At 40.4% G+C, this 20,058-nt stretch carries 19 protein-coding genes and 1 tRNA gene; 7 read left to right on the forward strand and 13 right to left on the reverse strand.

Annotation, left to right across the window (positions count from 1 at the left end; all coding sequences use genetic code 11):
- Positions 1-194, forward strand: a 194-nt coding sequence (locus MF646_RS22525) for a hypothetical protein (RefSeq protein ID WP_250098737.1), incomplete at its 5' end; no start/stop codon positions are given.
- Positions 195-355: 161 nt separating this feature from the next.
- Here the strand turns inward: MF646_RS22525 and MF646_RS22530 are convergent.
- From MF646_RS22530 to MF646_RS22545, 4 genes are all read right to left on the reverse strand, one after another.
- Positions 356-1,288: a sulfurtransferase gene (locus MF646_RS22530; RefSeq protein WP_250098738.1), complete on the reverse strand. Its 933-nt coding sequence runs from the start codon at positions 1,286-1,288 to the stop codon at positions 356-358.
- Between the two features lie 161 nt (positions 1,289-1,449).
- Positions 1,450-2,634: a formate-dependent phosphoribosylglycinamide formyltransferase gene (gene purT, locus MF646_RS22535; RefSeq protein WP_250098739.1), complete on the reverse strand. Its 1,185-nt coding sequence runs from the start codon at positions 2,632-2,634 to the stop codon at positions 1,450-1,452.
- 177 nt (positions 2,635-2,811) lie between these two features.
- The gene (gene cudC, locus MF646_RS22540) at positions 2,812-3,372 is read right to left on the reverse strand and encodes a choline uptake/conversion transcriptional regulator CudC (protein WP_420842564.1); all 561 of its coding nucleotides are present in this window, start codon (positions 3,370-3,372) and stop codon (positions 2,812-2,814) included.
- 66 nt (positions 3,373-3,438) lie between these two features.
- A complete protein-coding gene (locus MF646_RS22545) occupies positions 3,439-4,755 on the reverse strand; it encodes an alkaline phosphatase (RefSeq protein ID WP_250098740.1) in 1,317 nt (438 codons plus the stop codon).
- Between the two features lie 334 nt (positions 4,756-5,089).
- Between MF646_RS22545 and MF646_RS22550 the strand changes: the two genes are divergently transcribed.
- Positions 5,090-5,407: a hypothetical protein gene (locus MF646_RS22550; RefSeq protein ID WP_250098741.1), complete on the forward strand. Its 318-nt coding sequence runs from the start codon at positions 5,090-5,092 to the stop codon at positions 5,405-5,407.
- A 226-nt stretch (positions 5,408-5,633) separates the two neighbouring features.
- A complete protein-coding gene (gene ilvD / locus MF646_RS22555) occupies positions 5,634-7,325 on the forward strand; it encodes a dihydroxy-acid dehydratase (RefSeq protein ID WP_250098742.1) in 1,692 nt (563 codons plus the stop codon).
- A 60-nt stretch (positions 7,326-7,385) separates the two neighbouring features.
- Here the strand turns inward: ilvD and MF646_RS22560 are convergent, their stop codons facing one another.
- The 4 genes from MF646_RS22560 to MF646_RS22575 all read right to left on the reverse strand — a co-directional run bounded on the left by MF646_RS22560 (position 7,386) and on the right by MF646_RS22575 (position 12,918).
- Positions 7,386-7,730 (reverse strand): hypothetical protein, encoded by a 345-nt coding sequence (locus MF646_RS22560; RefSeq protein WP_250098743.1) that lies wholly within the window; start codon positions 7,728-7,730, stop codon positions 7,386-7,388.
- A 20-nt stretch (positions 7,731-7,750) separates the two neighbouring features.
- On the reverse strand, positions 7,751-10,411 hold the full coding sequence (locus MF646_RS22565; RefSeq protein ID WP_250098744.1) for a hypothetical protein: 2,661 nt from the start codon (positions 10,409-10,411) through the stop codon (positions 7,751-7,753).
- Between the two features lie 319 nt (positions 10,412-10,730).
- Positions 10,731-12,107, reverse strand: coding sequence for a class II fumarate hydratase (fumC, locus tag MF646_RS22570; RefSeq protein WP_250098745.1), 1,377 nt, complete (start codon positions 12,105-12,107; stop codon positions 10,731-10,733).
- A 496-nt stretch (positions 12,108-12,603) separates the two neighbouring features.
- Positions 12,604-12,918: a hypothetical protein gene (locus MF646_RS22575; protein ID WP_250098746.1), complete on the reverse strand. Its 315-nt coding sequence runs from the start codon at positions 12,916-12,918 to the stop codon at positions 12,604-12,606.
- 392 nt (positions 12,919-13,310) lie between these two features.
- Here MF646_RS22575 and MF646_RS22580 point away from each other — a divergent pair, with 392 nt between their 5' ends.
- Positions 13,311-13,961, forward strand: a complete 651-nt coding sequence (locus MF646_RS22580) for a transcriptional regulator (RefSeq protein ID WP_250098747.1) — start codon at positions 13,311-13,313, stop codon at positions 13,959-13,961.
- A gap of 203 nt (positions 13,962-14,164) precedes the next feature.
- Here MF646_RS22580 and MF646_RS22585 read toward each other — a convergent pair.
- Both MF646_RS22585 and MF646_RS22590 read right to left on the reverse strand, forming a co-directional pair.
- A tRNA-Ala gene (locus tag MF646_RS22585) sits at positions 14,165-14,237 on the reverse strand.
- A 58-nt stretch (positions 14,238-14,295) separates the two neighbouring features.
- A complete protein-coding gene (locus tag MF646_RS22590; RefSeq protein ID WP_250098748.1) occupies positions 14,296-14,451 on the reverse strand; it encodes a hypothetical protein in 156 nt (51 codons plus the stop codon).
- Positions 14,452-14,564: 113 nt separating this feature from the next.
- Here MF646_RS22590 and MF646_RS22595 point away from each other — a divergent pair, with 113 nt between their 5' ends.
- A complete protein-coding gene (locus MF646_RS22595; RefSeq protein ID WP_250098749.1) occupies positions 14,565-15,575 on the forward strand; it encodes a potassium channel family protein in 1,011 nt (336 codons plus the stop codon).
- On the opposite strand, the gene MF646_RS22600 is transcribed toward MF646_RS22595, so the two are convergent.
- The gene (locus tag MF646_RS22600; protein WP_250098750.1) at positions 15,559-15,981 is read right to left on the reverse strand and encodes a YugN-like family protein; all 423 of its coding nucleotides are present in this window, start codon (positions 15,979-15,981) and stop codon (positions 15,559-15,561) included. The two genes, MF646_RS22595 and MF646_RS22600, sit on opposite strands and share 17 nt — an antisense overlap.
- A gap of 174 nt (positions 15,982-16,155) precedes the next feature.
- On the opposite strand from MF646_RS22600, the gene MF646_RS22605 reads away from it, so the two are divergent.
- Positions 16,156-16,734: a CBO0543 family protein gene (locus tag MF646_RS22605; protein ID WP_250098751.1), complete on the forward strand. Its 579-nt coding sequence runs from the start codon at positions 16,156-16,158 to the stop codon at positions 16,732-16,734.
- A gap of 82 nt (positions 16,735-16,816) precedes the next feature.
- On the opposite strand, the gene MF646_RS22610 is transcribed toward MF646_RS22605, so the two are convergent.
- Both MF646_RS22610 and MF646_RS22615 read right to left on the reverse strand, forming a co-directional pair.
- Entirely contained in the window at positions 16,817-18,166 is a 1,350-nt protein-coding gene (locus MF646_RS22610) for a glucose-6-phosphate isomerase (RefSeq protein WP_250098752.1), read from the reverse strand.
- Between the two features lie 180 nt (positions 18,167-18,346).
- Positions 18,347-19,510, reverse strand: coding sequence for an iron-containing alcohol dehydrogenase (locus MF646_RS22615; protein WP_250098753.1), 1,164 nt, complete (start codon positions 19,508-19,510; stop codon positions 18,347-18,349).
- Positions 19,511-19,706: 196 nt separating this feature from the next.
- Here MF646_RS22615 and MF646_RS22620 point away from each other — a divergent pair, with 196 nt between their 5' ends.
- A complete protein-coding gene (locus tag MF646_RS22620; protein WP_034626543.1) occupies positions 19,707-19,934 on the forward strand; it encodes a DUF378 domain-containing protein in 228 nt (75 codons plus the stop codon).
- Positions 19,935-20,058 lie beyond the last annotated feature (124 nt).

Consider the following 20,058-nt stretch of genomic DNA (forward strand, 5'->3'; position numbering starts at 1 on the left):
TTGACGAGATAATAATTTATCTCTTTAATTCGCTTGGCTTTTGTTCAGTTTTCAAAGAACTACTTTTCGGTCACTCAGAAGCGACAATTAATAACTTACCATATAGTTCAAATCAACGCAACACTTTTTTTAAAAAGTTAAGTTCGTTAATTACCGTCAACCGTCTTCGTTCGCGGCGACAAGAAATAATATAACACGGACAATAACTCGATGCAATAGTTTTTTTGAAAAAATTAAAAGATATGAATCCACTAACAATTATACCATTTCACCAAGTTGTTAAAACATTATTATAGAAACAAATTAAAAACGCTTCTCTTCATTCAAAGAGAAGCGACAGCAACAACCAACTTAACTAAAGAGAGCGTAGCCCCTTTTCTTGTTTGCTCGGATTATTAATGGGTGTATTCGGATCATTCCCCCATTCTATCCAAGAACCTTCATATACTGTAATGTCTTCGAAACCCATTAAGCGTAACGTGTAATACATATGAGAAGCTCGGTTTGCCTTATGGCAATAAACTACAATAGATTTTTCCGGTATAACCCCGACTCCCTCTAAAAGCTTCGAGATTCGAGCAGCATCTTTAAAGAACGGAACGCCATCATCTTTCAATACTGTTGTCCATTCTAAATTCACTGCAGATGGAATATGGCCTCCTCGTCTTGCAAGTACTTTCTCTCCTTTATATTCTTCAGGTGAGCGGACATCAAAGAGAACAACATCTTCTTTTCCAACCATTTGCTTAACGTCTTCTTTCTCAACCATTAGGTCCTTTTTTATAGTAGCCTTGAAGTCGCCTTTAGACTTTAAAGAAACTTCTTTTGAAACTTCCTTTTGAGCAGCTATCCAAGCTTGATAACCACCGTTTAATAAGCGGACATTGTCGTGTCCATAGTACTCTAATGCATAGAACAACCTTGTAGCAGATGTTTCCTTACCCTCATCATAAATAACAACCGTTTGGTCATTTCTTACTCCTAAATCCTTCATAAGTTGTTCAATTTTTCGCTTTGAAATTAAATACCCTTCGACAGGATGATCTTTATCAACTAGCTTATCAATAGATAGATGAACAGCTGTCGGTATATGTCCTTGATCATATCCAGCTTTTCGAACGTCTATGATATACATTCCCTCTTGTCCGACATGTTCTTCAACCCAATTTGCATTGACTAATAAGTGAGCATTAGGATAATCACCGTCTTCAGCATACGCTTTTTCTATTCCTAAAGCACTAATTAGTACAAATACGAAACCTAACACAACGACTAATCTTCTATTCACCTTTTTCACCTCCTTGTAAGTATGACTCATATTCGACAACCTTATTTTGCTCATTTAGATTTTTTAATAATCAAAAGAGGGTGATCCAGAATGCTTTATAAAAAACATCTCTGAATCACCCTCAAAATTAAAATGATTGTTAATAAAGTTTGACTATTAAATTATTTATTATGATATTCAAACTTAATTTTCGAAGCAGCTTTATCAGCACGTTCTAACGCATCTTCTACTGTATCAGCTGTACTTAGTGCAACTGCCATTCTTCGTCCTACTTTCGTTTCTGGCTTTCCGAACACACGAGCTTGAGTATTCGGTACCGCAAGAGCTTCTTCTAATCCGGAAATTTGATAAGTCGAACTTTCCTCCCACGCTTTTATTGCGTGGCTTGCTCCTGGTGAATGCAGATTAATTTCAGTGATTGGAAAACCTAAAATGGCTCTAACATGCAATGCGAATTCAGATAGACTTTGAGTGGCCAGTGTTACTAGACCTGTATCATGTGGTCTAGGTGATACTTCACTAAAGTAGACTTGATCCTTTGTTAAAAATAGTTCAACACCAAAAAGTCCATAGCCTCCAAGTTCATCCGTAATCTTCTTTGCAATTCGTTTCGATTCTACTAGTTGCTCTTCGCTCATTTGATGTGGTTGCCACGACTGAATGTAATCCCCGTCTTTTTGAACATGACCAATCGGAGCGCAATATGATGTACCAGAAACCGAACGAACAGTTAATAGAGTAATTTCTGAATCAAACGTTATGAATTCCTCAACGATGACTCTCGTACTCTTTCCCCTAGCACCTTCTAAAGCCATATTCCATGAGACCTCAATCTCTTCTTCGCTACGACAAACACTTTGACCTTTCCCTGAAGAACTCATAAGCGGTTTGATAACACATGGTGTGCCAATCTTCCTAACCGCTTCCTTTAACTCTTCAAATGAGTTAGCAAATTCATAGCCAGCAGTCGGTAATCCAAGCTCCTCACTTGCTAACCTTCTAATCCCTTCTCGGTCCATTGTTAACTTTGTCGCTTGAGCAGTTGGCACAACATTGTACCCTTCTTTTTCTAGTTCAACAAGCACTTGCGTTTGTATTGCCTCGACCTCCGGAACAATAAAGTCAGGTTGTTCTTGTTCAATAATAGAGCGTAATTGCTCCGCGTCTAACATATCAACTACGTGATAACGATGAGCTACTTGCATGGCAGGTGCCCCTGCATAACGATCAATAGCAATTGTTTCGACTCCTAATCGTTGTGCTTCAATAATGACTTCTTTACCTAACTCTCCAGATCCAAGTACCATCATTTTTTTTGCTCGTTTCGATTCTAAAACACCGCACATAATTTTTAGCTCTCCTAACAACATTAAGTTTTCTATTTACAATAACGTTATTATACATCTTTCCATTCATCTAAATCAACCATTTTACGAACATTACTATCAACTATACTAAATAATATTCGTCTTCCACCAAAAAAGACGGTCACAATTTCTGGAAATCGCAGACCGCCTTTACATTTAATATTTTTTATTTCCCTCTTCTTGCGGAAAAGCCTCAAATAGCTTCCCGCTATTCATTCCTTCTACCAAATTTCTTAACCAATAGTAATAAGATTTAGACATTTCTAATTGATCATAAATCTGTTCGGCTTCATCCCTTATTTCTTCTTTTATATCCTGGTCTACCAAAACTTCATTTAGCTCTTTCTGGGCACGGTTGATTGCCTCAAGGTTGATCGTAACTTCCCTTTCCCATTTGAGCGAGAAAAAATTATTAAAAAAACGAAAGAAATCTTTCTCTGCTACAAAAGAATGTTTCCGACTCCCCCGCTGAAACGTTTTTTTCACGATGTTATATTCCTGCAGCTTCTTAACACCTGTGCTCATGCTTGGTTTACTCATCCCTAGTTCCTCTAACATTTCATCTAAGGTCATTTCGTCTTCAAAATACATCGTTCCATAAAGAACACCTACACTCCTTGTCACCCCATACAAATCCATAGTTTCTGCAATCGAATCAATGACCATCATCTTCGCATTCTGAATTTGTTCATTTGCCTTTTCATCTGCTTCGTACACAAAACGTCCTCCGTTCTATCTATACATTTCCTCCCTTATATTATCAAGAAACAACAAGGCTTCAAATCATTTATTGGAAATTTCTACACCCATTACTTCTGCTATCTTTTTGGGGATATCTGTATTATCAAGATTGCCACTAAATAAATGAGATCTAGGACCAAACGCATAGATAGGAACATTGGTACCAGAATGAACGTGAGTTGTCCAACCGATATACGCGCGCTTACTTATAATGTGATTAATTGAAATCGCTACTTCTTTCTTTTTCGCTTTTTTAATTTGCTTTGCTTCCTTTTTTGTTAGCTTAATACCTGTATATTCTTTCATGACATTGGCTGCATTACTGCGTTTATGATTGAGCTTTGAAGCAATATAATTCCCCGTTGCCTTAGCTTCCTTTAACAGTTCTACATTAGCTACATATTCATCATAACCACCAACTGACATTCCCCCAGTATCATGATCTCCTGCAATGACAACTAACGTTTGTCCATTTTCTTTAGCAAAATCTAACACCTTTTCTACGGCTTCCTCAAAAGCTTTCGTCTCGTTCATCGCCCATACAGGATCATGAACATGTCCCGCTCTATCAATTTGCCCACCTTCAATCATTAAAAAGAAACCTTTCTCGTTATTATGTAAAGACTGTATCGCTGCGGTAGTCATCTCTTCTAAACTTGGTTGTTCCTTTGTTCTTTTATCTATTACAGGAGTTAGCTCTGCTTCCGCAAACAAACCTAACACTTTTTCCTCTGAACCGCTTAAGTTTAGCAATTGATCTCTCGTTTCCAAATAATAATATCCACTCGATTTGGCAACCTCCAAGGTGTTTTCTTGTTTTTCATTGCGTGATGTTTCGGAAAGAAAATGGTACTTCCCTCCTCCAAGAAGAACATCTACTTTCGTAATAAGTTGTTTAGCAATTTCAGTCTGATCTTTTCTAGATATAACATGTGCTCCAAATGCTGCAGGGGTTGCATCGGTAATCGAAACTGTAGTGACTAGCCCCGTGGATCTTCCTGAGCCTTTTGCTTCCTCTAAAATCGTCTTCAGAATTTGTCCATCTGGTGTAACTCCAATCATCTTATTATTGGTTTTTACCCCTGTTGACATGGCTGTTGCAGCCGCTGCCGAATCTGTCACCCAACTATTTGCTGAATTCGTCTTTATCATCCCAATTAAAAATGGATCGAAAACTAACTCTTCTCCTTTAAAAAGCCGATAACTCGTCACATAACTAGTTGAAAAGCCATCAGGGATCATTAAAATAACATTCTCAACAACATCTTGCTCTTCGGCTTCCACGACCTGTAAATCAAGCGGTAAAACGATTATTAGTACACAAAAAAATACGATCGAACTTTTTTTGAAGTTATACATCATTTTCCTCCATTGGATCCAATTACTTCAATTATTTGTAGTACGTCGTTAAATTATGAGCAACTTTACCTAAAGCATTGTTGATATAAACCGAATTTTGTCTGTACAGCAAAAGCTCTTGTCGAATATTTGTTCGTAGTTATCCACTTTATCCACAATTTAGTTGTGAATAACCTTTTTATATAACAACGTTACTGATCTTTTTTGCATAGGCTATTTCACTAATCAATAAAATTAAAGACGTTTGCCCATTCCATAATTACCCAATATCCATAGGCTAAAGTGATAATTAAATAATACTTCCCCATTTTAATTAACCGAGAGGAGAATGTTCATGTATAGAGACGACTTTCAAGGACCTCAGTATTATCAACCAACTGATGCAAGGTTTGGTGTAGGAGCAATCGGACCAGTAGGTGCTGGTATTTTAGGTGCTGGTTTAGGCTTTTTAGGCGGCCAATTAGTTGGCCCTGGCTTTGGAACAGGTTACCCTGTAGGCGGGTATGGCTATCCATGGTTTGGTGGGTATGGCTATCCTAGACCTCCTAGACCAGGGTATGGTTATCATCACGGGTACGGTCACCATCACTACCACCACGGCCATCATCATCACGGCTTCGGATACCCTGGCTACGGACCACGTCCTTACTAAATATACAAAAGGAGTTATCCCAAAAGTAATTTTCTTTTGGGATAACCTGAATCAATCAGCGGAGTCGCTACATGTTACCCTCTCGAGAATTGGTGACGAAGCTTTTGCCACCAAGATAACTTTTGAGATCACCTTTCTATGCTATTTTCCCAATGTATATGTAGAGGTAATTTTCGTAGATACTATGTTTAGAAGCTAGAAATTTTTTTGGAAAGGATCTTTCAAAATGACAAACAAAGAAAACAACGACTTACGAATTAGAAGTATTGATATTAGCGAGGGAGAGAATCGTTCACCAAATAGAGCGATGCTAAGAGCTGTTGGATTTACCGACGATGACTTTAAGAAGCCAATGATTGGTATAGCAAGCACTTGGAGTGAAGTGACACCTTGTAACATACATATTGATCAACTTGCACGAAAAGCAAAGGATGGAGCAACAGATGGAGACGGCGCACCGTTAATTTTTAATACAATCACAGTTTCAGATGGAATCTCCATGGGACATGAGGGGATGCGTTACTCATTGCCAAGCCGCGAAGTTATAGCCGATTCAATTGAAACCGTAGTTGGAGCTGAACGACTAGACGGGGTTGTCGCCATCGGCGGCTGTGACAAAAATATGCCTGGCTGTATGATTGCCATCGGCCGATTAAACCTTCCATCTGTATTTGTTTACGGAGGAACGATTGCACCAGGAAAATCAAAGGGCGGCAAAGACATTGACATCGTTTCTGTATTCGAAGCAGTTGGTCAATATCGGGCAGGAACGATTAACCAAGAAGATTTAAAAGATATTGAGTGTCATGCATGTCCAGGTGCTGGTTCTTGTGGTGGAATGTACACAGCAAATACCATGGCTTCAGCTATTGAAGCAATGGGAATGAGTCTTCCTGGAAGTGCTTCAAATCCTGCAGAAACTTCTGAGAAATTAACCGATTGTTACGATGCAGGTAAGGCCGTTGTTGAACTTTTACGTAAAGGCATATATCCAAAAGATATCATGACGAAAGAAGCGTTTGAAAATGCAATTACCGTGGTTATGGCATTAGGTGGTTCTACCAATGCATTTCTGCACTTGCTAGCAATTGCTCATTCTGTCGATGTGGACTTATCACTTGATGACTTTGAACGTATTCGTAAAAAAGTTCCGCATATAGCGGACCTTAAACCTAGCGGCCGTTATGTCATGCATGATCTACATTCAGTCGGAGGCGTATCAGCTGTTATGAAGCTACTCCTTGATGCTGGGTTATTACATGGCGACTGTCTGACGGTAACAGGAAAAACACTTGCGGAAAACCTCGCAAAACAAGATCCATTAAAAGAAGGACAAGTTATCATTCGCTCGCTCGATAATCCAATTCGAGAATCAGGTCCTCTTTTTGTATTAAAGGGGAATTTAGCACCCGAGGGCGGTATAGCCAAAATGTCGGGATTAAAAATTAAAAAGATTACAGGACCAGCGAAAGTATTCGATTCAGAGCCTGAAGCAACAAAAGCAGTTTTAGAAGATGAGATAAAAGCAGGCGACATTGTTGTTATTAGATACGCTGGACCAAAGGGCGGCCCTGGTATGTCTGAAATGCTTTCAATCACAGCTATTATTGTCGGGAAAGGATTAGGGGAAAAGGTTGGTCTCTTAACAGATGGACGTTTTTCTGGAGGAACACACGGATTAGTAGTCGGACACGTGTCTCCTGAAGCACAAGTAGGTGGACCAATCGCCTTAATCAAAACAGGTGACTTAATTACAATTGATAGCGAAACCCAAGAGCTCTCCGTTAATGTATCTGAAGAAGAAATGCAAAAGAGAGCAGTTGAATGGACGGAACCTCCTCTCAGGTACTCTAGAGGTGTTCTAAATAAATACGCTAGACTTGTATCATCAGCAGCAAAAGGCGCTGTCACAGATTAAAGTTCGTTATTACTTCACAAAAATATTGGTGCAAAAGTTGAACTTTTGCACCAATCCATATTATTTGAAGCGTATTTCGACGTTAAACGGCCCTTTATTTTTAGAGGAAACTCCGATACCTGAACCGCCTCTTTCCTGTACAATCTCAAAAACAACTTTTCTCTTTATATCCGTCACATCAATTTTGTAAACTTTCTCTTCTCCTGCTCCTAAACTATCATTATCTTTTACAGTTTCACCGACATAAATTGGCAGGAGGTCTTTACTTGCTGAGTCTTTGTCATACGCATTAATGAGAAATTTACGTCTAAAATCAGCATTTTGGTTTACAACTTTTACATAGATCATATTATCTTTTGCTCTTTTCACCGGAATCGCACAGCGCGAGATATTCCTTTTTGACATACTAACTCCTCCAATTTCTTTTATTCGTTGTTGTTATTTTTATTGAGAGAATTAATAGCATCAAGTAATGCTCTGCGATTATCATTTCCTTGTTGCATCAGCATCTCTAGCGTATTAGATAAGTTTGAAATCACCGGCCCTAGACTATCCGAGTTTCCATTGCTTCTTAACGCTTCATATAACGAAAGTGTGGACAGAGTTACAGCAATTGACGTCGCTGCGCTATCGTTTACGATGATATTATTATTGTTACCTGTTGTTAAAGTATTTCCACCTGCTTCTGCAGTAATGGTATTGTCTTCAAAGTTAGCAGTAGATGTTGACTCTGAATCCGCTTGGGCTTCTGCTTCTGCCTCTGCTTCCGCTTCTGCTTCCGCCTCTGCCTCTGCTTCCGCTTCTGCTTCTGCTTCTGCCTCCGCTTCTGCCTCCGCTTCCGCTTCTGCCTCCGCTTCTGCCTCCGCCTCTGCTTCCGCTTCTGCTTCCGCCTCTGCTTCTGCTTCCGCTTCTGCCTCTGCTTCCGCCTCTGCCTCTGCTTCCGCTTCTGCTTCCGCTTCTGCTTCTGCTTCCGCCTCCGCTTCTGCTTCTGCTTCCGCCTCTGCCTCTGCTTCTGCTTCTGCTTCCGCCTCTGCTTCTGCTTCCGCCTCTGCTTCTGCTTCTGCCTCTGCTTCTGCTTCTGCTTCCGCTTCTGCTTCCGCTTCCGCTTCTGCTTCTGCTTCCGCTTCTGCTTCTGCTTCTGCTTCCGCTTCTGCTTCTGCTTCTGCTTCTGCTTCTGCTTCCGCTTCTGCTTCTGCTTCCGCCTCTGCCTCTGCTTCTGCTTCTGCTTCTGCTTCCGCCTCTGCTTCTGCTTCTGCCTCTGCTTCTGCTTCTGCTTCTGCTTCCGCCTCTGCTTCTGCTTCTGCTTCTGCCTCTGCTTCTGCTTCTGCTTCTGCTTCCGCCTCTGCTTCTGCTTCTGCTTCTGCTTCCGCCTCCGCTTCTGCTTCCGCCTCTGCTTCTGCTTCTGCTTCTGCTTCTGCTTCCGCCTCTGCCTCTGCCTCTGCTTCCGCCTCTGCCTCTGCTTCCGCCTCCGCTTCTGCCTCTGCCTCTGCCTCCGCTTCTGCTTCTGCCTCTGCTTCTGCTTCTGCCTCTGCTTCTGCTTCCGCCTCTGCTTCTGCTTCTGCTTCCGCTTCCGCTTCCGCTTCTGCCTCTGCTTCCGCCTCTGCTTCTGCTTCTGCTTCCGCCTCTGCTTCTGCTTCCGCTTCTGCTTCCGCTTCTGCCTCTGCTTCCGCTTCTGCTTCTGCTTCTGCTTCTGCCTCTGCTTCTGCTTCTGCTTCTGCTTCTGCCTCTGCCTCTGCTTCCGCTTCCGCTTCTGCCTCTGCCTCTGCTTCCGCCTCTGCCTCTGCCTCTGCCTCTGCTTCTGCTTCCGCTTCTGCTTCTGCTTCCGCTTCTGCTTCTGCTTCTGCTTCCGCTTCTGCTTCTGCTTCCGCTTCTGCTTCTGCTTCTGCTTCCGCCTCCGCTTCTGCTTCTGCTTCCGCTTCCGCCTCTGCTTCTGCTTCCGCCTCCGCTTCCGCCTCCGCTTCTGCCTCTGCTTCCGCCTCTGCTTCTGCTTCTGCTTCCGCCTCTGCTTCTGCTTCCGCCTCCGCTTCTGCTTCCGCCTCTGCTTCTGCTTCTGCTTCCGCTTCTGCCTCTGCTTCTGCTTCCGCTTCCGCCTCTGCTTCTGCTTCTGCCTCCGCTTCTGCCTCCGCTTCTGCTTCTGCTTCTGCTTCTGCTTCCGCCTCTGCCTCTGCTTCTGCCTCTGCTTCTGCTTCTGCTTCCGCCTCTGCCTCTGCTTCTGCTTCCGCTTCTGCCTCTGCTTCCGCCTCTGCCTCTGCTTCCGCTTCTGCTTCCGCCTCTGCTTCTGCCTCTGCTTCTGCTTCCGCTTCCGCCTCTGCCTCTGCTTCTGCTTCTGCCTCTGCCTCTGCTTCTGCCTCTGCTTCTGCTTCCGCCTCTGCCTCTGCTTCTGCTTCTGCCTCTGCCTCTGCTTCTGCCTCTGCTTCTGCTTCCGCCTCTGCCTCTGCTTCTGCTTCTGCTTCTGCTTCCGCCTCTGCTTCCGCCTCTGCTTCTGCTTCTGCCTCTGCTTCTGCTTCTGCTTCCGCTTCTGCCTCTGCTTCCGCTTCCGCCTCTGCTTCCGCTTCTGCTTCTGCCTCCGCTTCTGCTTCCGCCTCTGCTTCCGCTTCTGCCTCCGCTTCTGCCTCCGCTTCCGCTTCTGCCTCCGCTTCTGCCTCTGCTTCCGCTTCCGCCTCTGCTTCCGCTTCTGCTTCTGCCTCCGCTTCTGCTTCCGCCTCTGCCTCTGCTTCTGCTTCTGCCTCTGCTTCTGCTTCTGCTTCTGCCTCTGCTTCTGCTTCCGCTTCTGCTTCTGCTTCTGCTTCTGCTTCTGCTTCTGCCTCTGCTTCTGCTTCTGCCTCTGCCTCTGCCTCTGCCTCTGCTTCTGCTTCTGCTTCTGCTATTGCTTCTGCACTAGCTGCTGCTGTTGCCTCTGCTAAAGCTAAAGCATGGAATAACTTTTCTTCAACTTTTTCCAGCTCGGCTAACAGCTCTTTCTTTTTCTTTTTCGATCCACCCTTTTTGCTCTTATTCAGTTTTTCTAACTCATCAAGTAGCTCCTCTTTTTCTCTTTGATAACTACTTATCTTCTGTTGCAGACTATAATCTTTATCATTTCCCAAGATAATTTCCTCCTTTCAGTAATACTGTATAATAGTCAGACTGGAGTATTTTGTTATAGGTATTACACCGCTTTTCAATGAATTGTGAAAATTAAACGTTTGACTATATGGAAAAAAACTACAAATTTATAACTAGTCCCAATTGCTTATTACGAAAAAACGTAATAATAAAAACCATAAATGTGCACAAAAAAAAGCTCCCCCTCTAATAAATAGAAGAAAAGCTATTGCGCTCTATTGCAATTACCGTTTCAAAAAACATATGCTTTTATTAAGGTAGTACTTACTAGTTTTTTTATAAACAACGTCCTAAGCCTATTCACACCATTTTGTCCGGTCTCACGATCTGATCAAATTGCTCTTCTGTCAGCAATCCCGACTTTAAAGAAGCCTCTCTTAATGTCAAGCCTTCCTGATGAGCCAACTTTGCAATTGAGGCGGCTTTTTCATAACCAATATGTGGATTTAGGGCGGTTACTAACATAAGAGATTGCTCTAATTTTTGCTTGATCACATCTACATTTGCTTCAATCCCAACAGCACATTTATCATGAAATGAATTCATTGCATCTGTGAGTAATTGAACGGATTGGAGAAAGTTATATATAATAACCGGTTTAAATACATTAAGCTCGAAATTCCCCTGGCTTGCGGCAAAACCAATGGAAGCATCGTTTCCCATTACCTGACAAACGACCATCGTTAGGGCTTCACTTTGGGTCGGATTTACCTTCCCTGGCATAATTGAACTCCCTGGTTCATTCGCAGGAATTGTGATCTCTCCAATACCAGATCGTGGTCCACTCGCGAGCCATCTAACATCATTGGCGATTTTCATAAGGTCTGCTGCTAACGCCTTTAAAGCACCATGTATGTACACAAGTTCATCATGACTAGTAAGAGCGTGAAATTTATTTTTTGCAGTCATGAATGTTCGATCTGTTATTTTGCTTATTTCCGTAGCAACTAACTCTCCAAACTGTGGATGCGCATTTATTCCAGTCCCAACAGCAGTCCCGCCTATCGCTAACTCCCTAAGCGTCTCCATACTTTCTTTAACCATCTTTTCGTCTTTTTCTAACATTCGATGCCAACCACTAATTTCTTGCCCTAACGTTAATGGGGTTGCATCCTGAAGATGAGTTCTTCCTATTTTCACAAGATCTTTAAATTGATCTGATTTTTTCCAAAGCGTGTTCTTTAGCTTTGAAATGGCCGGCAGCAACTCATCTTCAAGTTTCATAAAACTAGCAATATGCATAGCAGTTGGAAACGTATCATTTGAACTTTGCGACATGTTCACATCATCATTTGGGTGAACCCGTTCCTCACTATCCTGTTCTTCTAACAGTTCGTTCGCACGATTTGCAATGACTTCGTTAACATTCATATTCGATTGCGTACCACTTCCAGTTTGCCACACCTTAAGCGGAAAATGTTCGTCAAGGCCCCCGTTTATTATTTCATCTGCAGCCTGAATAATCGCTTCCGCTTTACTTTCGTTCAATGTGTTCAATTTTTGGTTCACCAACGCTGCACTCTTTTTTAAAATAGCGAAAGCTTGAATGACTTCTGTAGGCATCTGTTCGATCCCAATGGCAAAGTTTTCACAACTCCTCTGCGTTTGTGCCCCCCACCTTTTACTTGCTAACACTTGAATCTCACCAATTGTGTCTTTCTCCATTCGATAGTCCATTTTGTATCCCCCTCGCTTTCTTCTAACTTTCTATCTTCATCAATATTCAATTTATTATCCTGCTATGTTGTCGTTTTAGTCTTTATAATGTCGAAAAAAGGTTGAACAAACGTTTGATTAAAATACTGTTAATAGTCAAAAAACTACCTCTTCTATTGAAAAGAGTTGTATCTTCTTCATTCTATTTACTAGTTTATTAGAACGAAATAACATTAAAAACTAGTACACCTATTAAAAAACAAATACACAACGCTGCACTGACGACTGCTTTTCCCCCGTCACTCATTGTTCTCCCTCCAAATCATGTTTATCGCTTGTACAAACATTATGACCAGCAACTTGATTTGATATACTTGGAACATATGAGATTGAGAGGTTTATATAAAAAATAAAAGACGTACCACTTCGTCAGTTATTCTAACGATGTGGTACGTCTATTAAAAGAATAAAATGATCGTTCTTCATTCAAAATTCCATAAAGATTTCAAAAGCATGACTAACTTATCCGCTTCACTTTTGGCACGCTTGGCAAACTATTGCGGCAATCCTCTAAAATAGCGATATCTTCTTCAGTAACGTCACGCATTCGGCTTACCTTTTGTCTTACCGTATTGGCCCTTATCAGTTTATCGACATTCTCCCCGTTAATAACAAACGTTACCTTTGTCGCAATGTAGACTAAATCTTTGTACGCTTTATACTTCAATTTAAGGGCACTAATATCGAATGTTTTGATTATTTCGCGAAGATGGTGTTCAATTTCATAGCATAGTTGGTAAGCATATAATTGACGTTCTGATACTTGAAACATGACGGACACCTCCTGGGATTGTTACATATATAATTCGACCATCTACGTCCTTCTTCCTCTATACAGATCATAGGAAAATGACTTGAATTCGTTTCTGCCTACAATAAAAAAATCAACGCACAAGTCACTGACTTAGAAACGTTGATTTAACGGGGATCACCCTTTTTACATATGTATAATGGAGCATAAACAACAAGAGAATCTACCATTCGCAAGTTACATTTTTTCATTGCTTATTATCAATACGTAAGTTACTATACAAACATCTAATAGTAATGATAGATATCCCCTCCTCAACTATCATTTTGATTTTCCCCTCCCTTTTTTCTTCAAAAACGTTAAATACCATTACTTTTACTAATTAAATATATAACGAAAAGGACGTGCTTACCATGCAACCATTTGAAAAAGCGTTGAACGACTGGCTTCAAAAAAATATTTTTGAAGAGAAAAATCACAGGAGACGAGAACTATTGAAGAATGGACTGGGACACGGCACCGTTGAATTCCTTCGACATATATGGTTTCCCACCATTGGCAATTTTGAACATTTGTATCCAGAATGGGAAGTACGCGATTTCAACAATGGATACCGTTACCTTGACCTTGCCTATATGCCTGGAGGTGCTAAAGGAGGAATAGAGATTCAAGGATACGGCCCCCATGCCAGAGATCTAGATATTAGAAGGTTTAAAGACTTATGCTGGCGGCATTCCTTGTTGGCTCTAGATGGTTGGACTTTTTTACCTATTGCTTACTTATCCATAAAGGACGAAACGAAACAGTGCCAGCAGCTCATCCTCTCCTTTATCGGCAAATTCATTTCCATGGAAGCACCTTCGCATTTATCGTGGTTAGAATTAGAGGTTGTTCGCTTTTCACGCCGTATGCTTCGACCAATTACTCCACTTGAAATCGCAAAACACCTTAGCATCAGTGACCGTCATGCTCGGAAAATCTTACGTAGACTAGTAGAACAACAGATACTAGTTGTTGCAAGTGGCAAAGAACGAGCACGAACGTATAAACTTTTTAACATTTAAAGAATCCGATTCATCCCTTTTGGAACAGCTTTTCTTCCTTTTAGCGGAACAGAATCCGGTTAACCCCTTTGGGAACAGCTTTTCTTCCTTTTAGCGGAACCAGAATCCGCAGTGCTAATTCGTCCGTTCCACATTCTAGTTATCCCTAAAAATTAACCATAAAAAAATCCATCTCTAGTTAGACTAGAAATGGATTTTTCAGATGGAGCATAACGGGATCGAACCGATGACCTCTTCGCTGCCAGCGAAGCGCTCTCCCAGCTGAGCTAATGCCCCGTATAGAATACTCTTTTATTATAAGATTTTCTATACGTTATGACAAGCTCATATTTTGTTAAAAAAATAAATCTAATATCCACCAAAATACACCAGCTACCACAGCAATGACCAAAGAGCTAACTAAACTTTCTAATGTTAATTTTCTATGCTTGACCACATCAAAAATGAGCCAGCCACAAAAGATTGAAAATGCAAATACGATCGTAGACATAACGGCCTCTCCTACATATAAAATATCAAAACAATCATAGCAGAGTCACGGTTGCTACGGCAAGCCATTGGCTATACTGTATAGTATGAATTGGTAAATAGGAGAGAAACTTTATGCAACAATGGTTATTCATTCGAACACTTTTAGGACACGTTCCACTTGTCGTAAAGCTTCTTTTCGCCGTACTTGGCTCAGGCGTTCTTGCAGGTGCACTTGTTCACTTGTTAGAACCAGAGAGGTTTTCTACATGGTTTGAGGGAATCTGGTGGGCGTTTATAACCGTCTCAACAGTAGGATACGGAGATTTTGTACCGGAATCGACAATTACTAGAGTTGTAGCTATTGTTTTAATTTTTGTCGGAGTTGGGTTTATGACGTTGCTTGTTACTTCTTTTGCAGGTGCAGCTGTCTCCATTAATCAATCAGCAAAAGAAGGCGTCATCTCGTTTATTGGTGAAGACCATATTGTTGTCATTGGATGGAATGAGAGAAGCCGCCAATCAATTGAAAACATCCAACTAGCTCTACCACAAATAAAGATTGTTTTAATAGATGAAACGTTAGATGAGCTCCCAAAAGAGTTTAAAAATGTCCATTTTGTAAAAGGAAACAGTAGTGAAGACTCTATCTTAAAACAAGCAAATATTTCTCTAGCCCGATCTGTACTTATTACAGCAAAGCACCAAGGTAGTGAATTTACTGCTGATGCAAGATCCATTCTAACTACACTTGCCGTTAAGGGACAAAACCCTGATGTTTATACTACCGTTGAAATTCTGACAAAGGAACAACTCGCAAATGCAAAGAGAGCTGGAGCTGATAAGTGCGTGGAGTCAACAACATTAACTGGATCCGTACTTACATCAAACCTCCTGCATCAACAAACTAGCGATGTTATAAATCAATTTCTTGAATACAATGAGAAAAATTTACTAGAATTCGAATTAGTCACAGAGAAGCTTGTAGGAAGATCGTTAATTGATACACTGCCTAACTTTTACAAAAAAGGGATGTTAATCATTGGACTAAAAAGAAGCGGGCAAATATTATTTCACCCGCACTCCTCTTTGCTGCTTGAGCCAAATGATGAGTTAATCGTTATTAAATCTAATAAAGCAACGTGAGCTCCAGCTCTTCAACAAGACTTTTAGCAGTTGGAAGATACTTTTCATCGACAGTAGAATCCTTATCTACTGGCTCTTGAAATTGATTAATTGAGCTATTATACGCCATTCGAAACAAACCATTAAAGACATCAGGATTATCATCTAATCCATCCTGATACTTATGGTTAAGTAAGAATGGCGTTCCTAATTGAACCGTCACTCCTCGTTGGTCCAACTCTCCATCTATCGCTCTAAAGGGAAGACGTAAGAACGTATAGCCATCCTCTTCGTCAATTTTATAATCAAAGCAGCCATGGTCGTATTCCCAGCCACCACCAATATCATATCCTAGTGGCTTTAATTTATCTTCTAATTCTTTTAGCTTCATTTCCTTACCTTCAACGGTCGATTGAAGAGCAATCATTACCCTCATCCTTTCACAAACGTTCTAAAATTCACCTATACATAGTGTCACCAAGGATGACATTTTTATGAGAAACGAATAAAAAGGACAAAAGTTTACATTTGTTTATCACTTTACATAGCTATTTTATTTTTGTGAAAACTAAGAGGCAAAGCTAAACATCGGGGTGTAGGAATGGATAAAGATCAAATTGAAGTATATGAAAAAATAAGGACGATGCAGGAACAATTATCACAATTACAAGCGGAGTATTGGCATCAATTTTCTAATTTAGCAACGTGGCAATTCTGGTTAATTTTTCTAGTTATGTGTGTTGCACCTTTAGTCGTTTTGTATTTTGTCATTGATAGAAAAAACATATTTCTTCTAGGTTTTTACGGTTTTAATATCCATATATGGTTTAGTTATACTGATATTTTTGGGGTTAGACAAGGTTTATGGGGCTACCCTTATCAACTAATCCCTTTTATACCTGGTAATTTATCATTAGATGCTGTACTTATCCCCGTTCTATTTATGTTTGTTTATCAATGGACCTTAAACCACAAGAAAAATTTTTATATCTATACGATAGGATTATCGCTTTTCTTGTCATTCATCTTTAAACCCATTTTAACTTTACATCATTTATTTAAATTGCATAATGGCATAAACTTCTTTCACCTGTTCTTGCTTTATTGCGTTATTTTCCTCTTATCAAAAATCATCACTAATATCTTCTTACACATGCAGAAAAATAGACAATCAGTTTAAAATTGATAAAAAGAAGGTGTCTCAAAGGTCTGTTTTTGACCTTTGAGACACCCCTTTCAATTATTGAGCCAGCCTCTTCCTTTTATTTCAAGCGAGCCTCAAGCTCAGCTTTTTCTTTTTCAAAACCTGGTTTACCTAATAGTGCAAACATGTTTTTCTTGTATGCCTCTACACCCTCTTGGTCAAATGGATTTACACCAAGTAGGTATCCACTAATGCCCACTGCTTTTTCAAAGAAGTATACTAGATATCCAAAGTAGTACTCATTTAATTCAGGAACGTTGACGATTAAGTTTGGTACGCCTCCGTCTGTATGAGCAAGCATCGTTCCTTGGAACGCTTTTTTATTAACAAAATCCATTGTTTGACCTGCTAGGTAGTTTAACCCGTCTAAATCACTTGCTGCTTCCTCAATCGTAACATGCTCGCGTACGTTTTCCACGTTAATAATCGTTTCAAAAAGGTCACGGCGGCCATCTTGAACATATTGACCCATTGAGTGAAGATCTGTAGAGAAATCAACAGACGCAGGATAAATTCCTTTGCCATCTTTTCCTTCACTTTCGCCAAATAATTGCTTCCACCACTCTGAAACAAAGTGAAGAGAAGGCTCGTAGTTCACCATTAATTCGATTGTTTTTCCTTTGTTATAAAGGGCATTACGAACAACCGCATATTGATACGATTCGTTTTCAGCTAAATTTGGATTAGAGAAGTCCTCACTTGCTGCTTCTGCACCTTTCATCATTGTTTCAATATCTAAACCGCTTACTGCAATTGGAAGCAAGCCAACAGCAGTTAATACGGAGAAACGGCCACCGACATCATCTGGAACGACAAATGTTTCGTATCCTTCTTCTGTAGCAAGCGTTTTAAGAGCTCCTTTTGCACGGTCAGTTGTAGCATAAATACGCTTACGAGCTTCTTCTACTCCATATTTCTTTTCTAAGTAATCACGGAAAATACGGAATGCAATAGCTGGTTCTGTTGTTGTACCTGATTTCGAGATAACATTAACTGAAACATCTTTTCCTTCAATAAGAGCAAGCAAATCTTTCACATAAGTTGAACTAATGTTTTGTCCAACAAAGAAAACTTGTGGCGTTTTACGCTCTTCTTTTGACAGGTTGTTATAGAATGAATGGTTTAATGCTTCAATCGCAGCACGTGCTCCTAAATAAGAGCCACCAATTCCAATTACGAGTAACACATCAGAATCGCTTTGAATCTTTTCAGCAGCTGCTTGGATACGTGAAAATTCTTCACGATCATAATTTTTCGGAAGATCGATCCATCCTAAAAAGTCACTTCCAGCTCCAGTTTTATTATGTAATGCTTCATGCGCAGCTGTTACAGCATCTTGCATGTAATCAACTTCATGTTGATTAAAAAACGTCAATGCTTTTGTATAGTCGAAACGTACTTTTTCCATCTTTCAGCCTCCATACTGTAATCTTATTCTCTTTCACTTTATCTAAAGCTTCAGAAAGAATCAAGCACTCAATATAAAGAAAATTAAGAAATATAATATATTTAACAATTTCGTAAAGATAATCGCGAACTCCAAGGAAAAAAGCCTCTCCTCGGAGCTAAGAATGTCATTTATAGAATTTTATAGTGCAGCAGTTAATATGCTTGTTACATCTTCTTTTTCTAAAGGCTTAAAGTTTCCAAACTTCCCACGGTTTGAAGCAAGCATCGCCATTTTTTCAATCTGACTATCATTTATATCGTAATCAGCTAAACGATTCGGAGCACCTAATGAAGTCCAGAATGAGGATAATTTTTCAATCCCTTCAAGAGCGATTTCTTGATCAGATTTACCTTCTGAATCTACACCTAGGACACGGGTTGCAAGTTGCACATGACGACTAATCTTTTCATCTATTGTGTAACGTAGCCAATGTGGGAATAAAATCGCCAATCCTCCCGCATGAGGGATATCATAAACTGCAGATACTGCGTGCTCCATATTATGTGTAGCCCAATCACCGCGCAAGCCCATTTGCGTGATGCCATTAAGAGCCATTGTTCCACAGTAAAGAATGGTTTCACGATGCTCTTCATTACTTAAGTCTTCGAGTAGTTTTGGAGCTGTCTCCATAACAGTTAGTAAAATTGATTCCATGATCCGATCTTGTAATAATGTGTTATCCGCCTTGTGAAAATAAGCTTCAATAACGTGACTCATCATATCAACGATCCCGTAGACTGTTTGGTCTTCCGGTACTGACAAGGTATTTTTTGGATCAAGAATTGAGAACTTAGGGAAGGAAAATGGACTACCCCAACCTAATTTTTCATTCGTTTCCCAATTAGTAATAACAGACCCAGCATTCATTTCGGAGCCTGTCGCAGCTAATGTTAAAATTGTACCAAGGGGCAAGGCGTCTGTTGGTTGAGCTGTCTTTTTAATAATATCCCAAATATCCGCTTCTGATTTAGCACCAACTGCAATTGCCTTTGAAGCATCGATAACACTTCCTCCACCTACTGCTAAGACAAGATCTATCTCATTTTCTCGGCAAGCGTCAATTCCTTTTCTTACCGTTGTTAATCTTGGGTTTGGCTCGACCCCCGCTAATTCTGTTACTTGCATTTCTGCTTCATCTAATTGTTGTAAGACGAAATCATATAAACCATTCCGTTTAATACTTCCGCCACCATAAACAAGAAGCACCTTTTTGCCGTAGTTTTTCACTTCATTTGCTAATGACTCATTTTGACCTTTTCCAAAAATTAGTTTTGTCGGATTGTTAAAAACAAATGGTTCCATGCTATCTCCTCCTATTCCCCTCCATTATTACCAAGTGAGAAGCAATTGTAAACGATTGGCACTTGTTGTTTTGCATAATTCTATTTGATCTTCACATTCTAAAGGGTGAAACACAACAAATGGAGTTGTGTAAGACAATTTTTTAATTGTCGTGACATTTATTAAATGTCTATAACCATAACTGGAGGTGAATAATGTGAGCGGTATTCAACGTACAGCATTAGTATTAGCGATTATTGGTGCAATTAACTGGGGACTAATCGGGTTCTTCCGTTTTGACCTTGTTGCAGCCATTTTCGGTGGTCAGGCAGCAGCTTTCTCACGTGTAATCTATGCCCTAGTTGGTTTAGCAGGTCTATATTGTATATCAATTCTTTTCAAACCAGATGAGGAGCTTGAACGTGTTCCTGAAACACAACGTTAATAGATAAGGGTCTGAACTCACTTGAGCGTCAGACCCTTTTCAGGTATATAAAAAAAGGTGGGGTTTTACCTTTTTTTATATACCTGAAGCCCTGTGCGCAGCCGCCGTTATCACTTCAGCCTTT

This window comes from Halalkalibacter alkaliphilus (genome assembly GCF_023555415.1).
Classification (GTDB): Bacteria; Bacillota; Bacilli; order Bacillales; family Bacillaceae_D; genus Halalkalibacter; species Halalkalibacter alkaliphilus.

What these genes read in the sequence shown, in the direction of transcription:
- purT (WP_250098739.1), bottom strand. Translation starts at nt 2,634, where the DNA reads ATGTGCGGTGTTTTAGAATCGAAACGAGCAAAAAAAATGATGGTACTT.
- MF646_RS22545 (WP_250098740.1), bottom strand. Translation starts at nt 4,755, where the DNA reads ATGTATAACTTCAAAAAAAGTTCGATCGTATTTTTTTGTGTACTAATA.
- MF646_RS22550 (WP_250098741.1), top strand. Translation starts at nt 5,090, where the DNA reads ATGTATAGAGACGACTTTCAAGGACCTCAGTATTATCAACCAACTGAT.
- ilvD (WP_250098742.1), top strand. Translation starts at nt 5,634, where the DNA reads ATGACAAACAAAGAAAACAACGACTTACGAATTAGAAGTATTGATATT.
- MF646_RS22560 (WP_250098743.1), bottom strand. Translation starts at nt 7,730, where the DNA reads ATGTCAAAAAGGAATATCTCGCGCTGTGCGATTCCGGTGAAAAGAGCA.
- fumC (WP_250098745.1), bottom strand. Translation starts at nt 12,107, where the DNA reads ATGGACTATCGAATGGAGAAAGACACAATTGGTGAGATTCAAGTGTTA.
- MF646_RS22575 (WP_250098746.1), bottom strand. Translation starts at nt 12,918, where the DNA reads ATGTTTCAAGTATCAGAACGTCAATTATATGCTTACCAACTATGCTAT.
- MF646_RS22580 (WP_250098747.1), top strand. Translation starts at nt 13,311, where the DNA reads ATGCAACCATTTGAAAAAGCGTTGAACGACTGGCTTCAAAAAAATATT.
- MF646_RS22590 (WP_250098748.1), bottom strand. Translation starts at nt 14,451, where the DNA reads ATGTCTACGATCGTATTTGCATTTTCAATCTTTTGTGGCTGGCTCATT.
- MF646_RS22595 (WP_250098749.1), top strand. Translation starts at nt 14,565, where the DNA reads ATGCAACAATGGTTATTCATTCGAACACTTTTAGGACACGTTCCACTT.
- MF646_RS22600 (WP_250098750.1), bottom strand. Translation starts at nt 15,981, where the DNA reads ATGATTGCTCTTCAATCGACCGTTGAAGGTAAGGAAATGAAGCTAAAA.
- MF646_RS22605 (WP_250098751.1), top strand. Translation starts at nt 16,156, where the DNA reads ATGGATAAAGATCAAATTGAAGTATATGAAAAAATAAGGACGATGCAG.
- MF646_RS22610 (WP_250098752.1), bottom strand. Translation starts at nt 18,166, where the DNA reads ATGGAAAAAGTACGTTTCGACTATACAAAAGCATTGACGTTTTTTAAT.
- MF646_RS22615 (WP_250098753.1), bottom strand. Translation starts at nt 19,510, where the DNA reads ATGGAACCATTTGTTTTTAACAATCCGACAAAACTAATTTTTGGAAAA.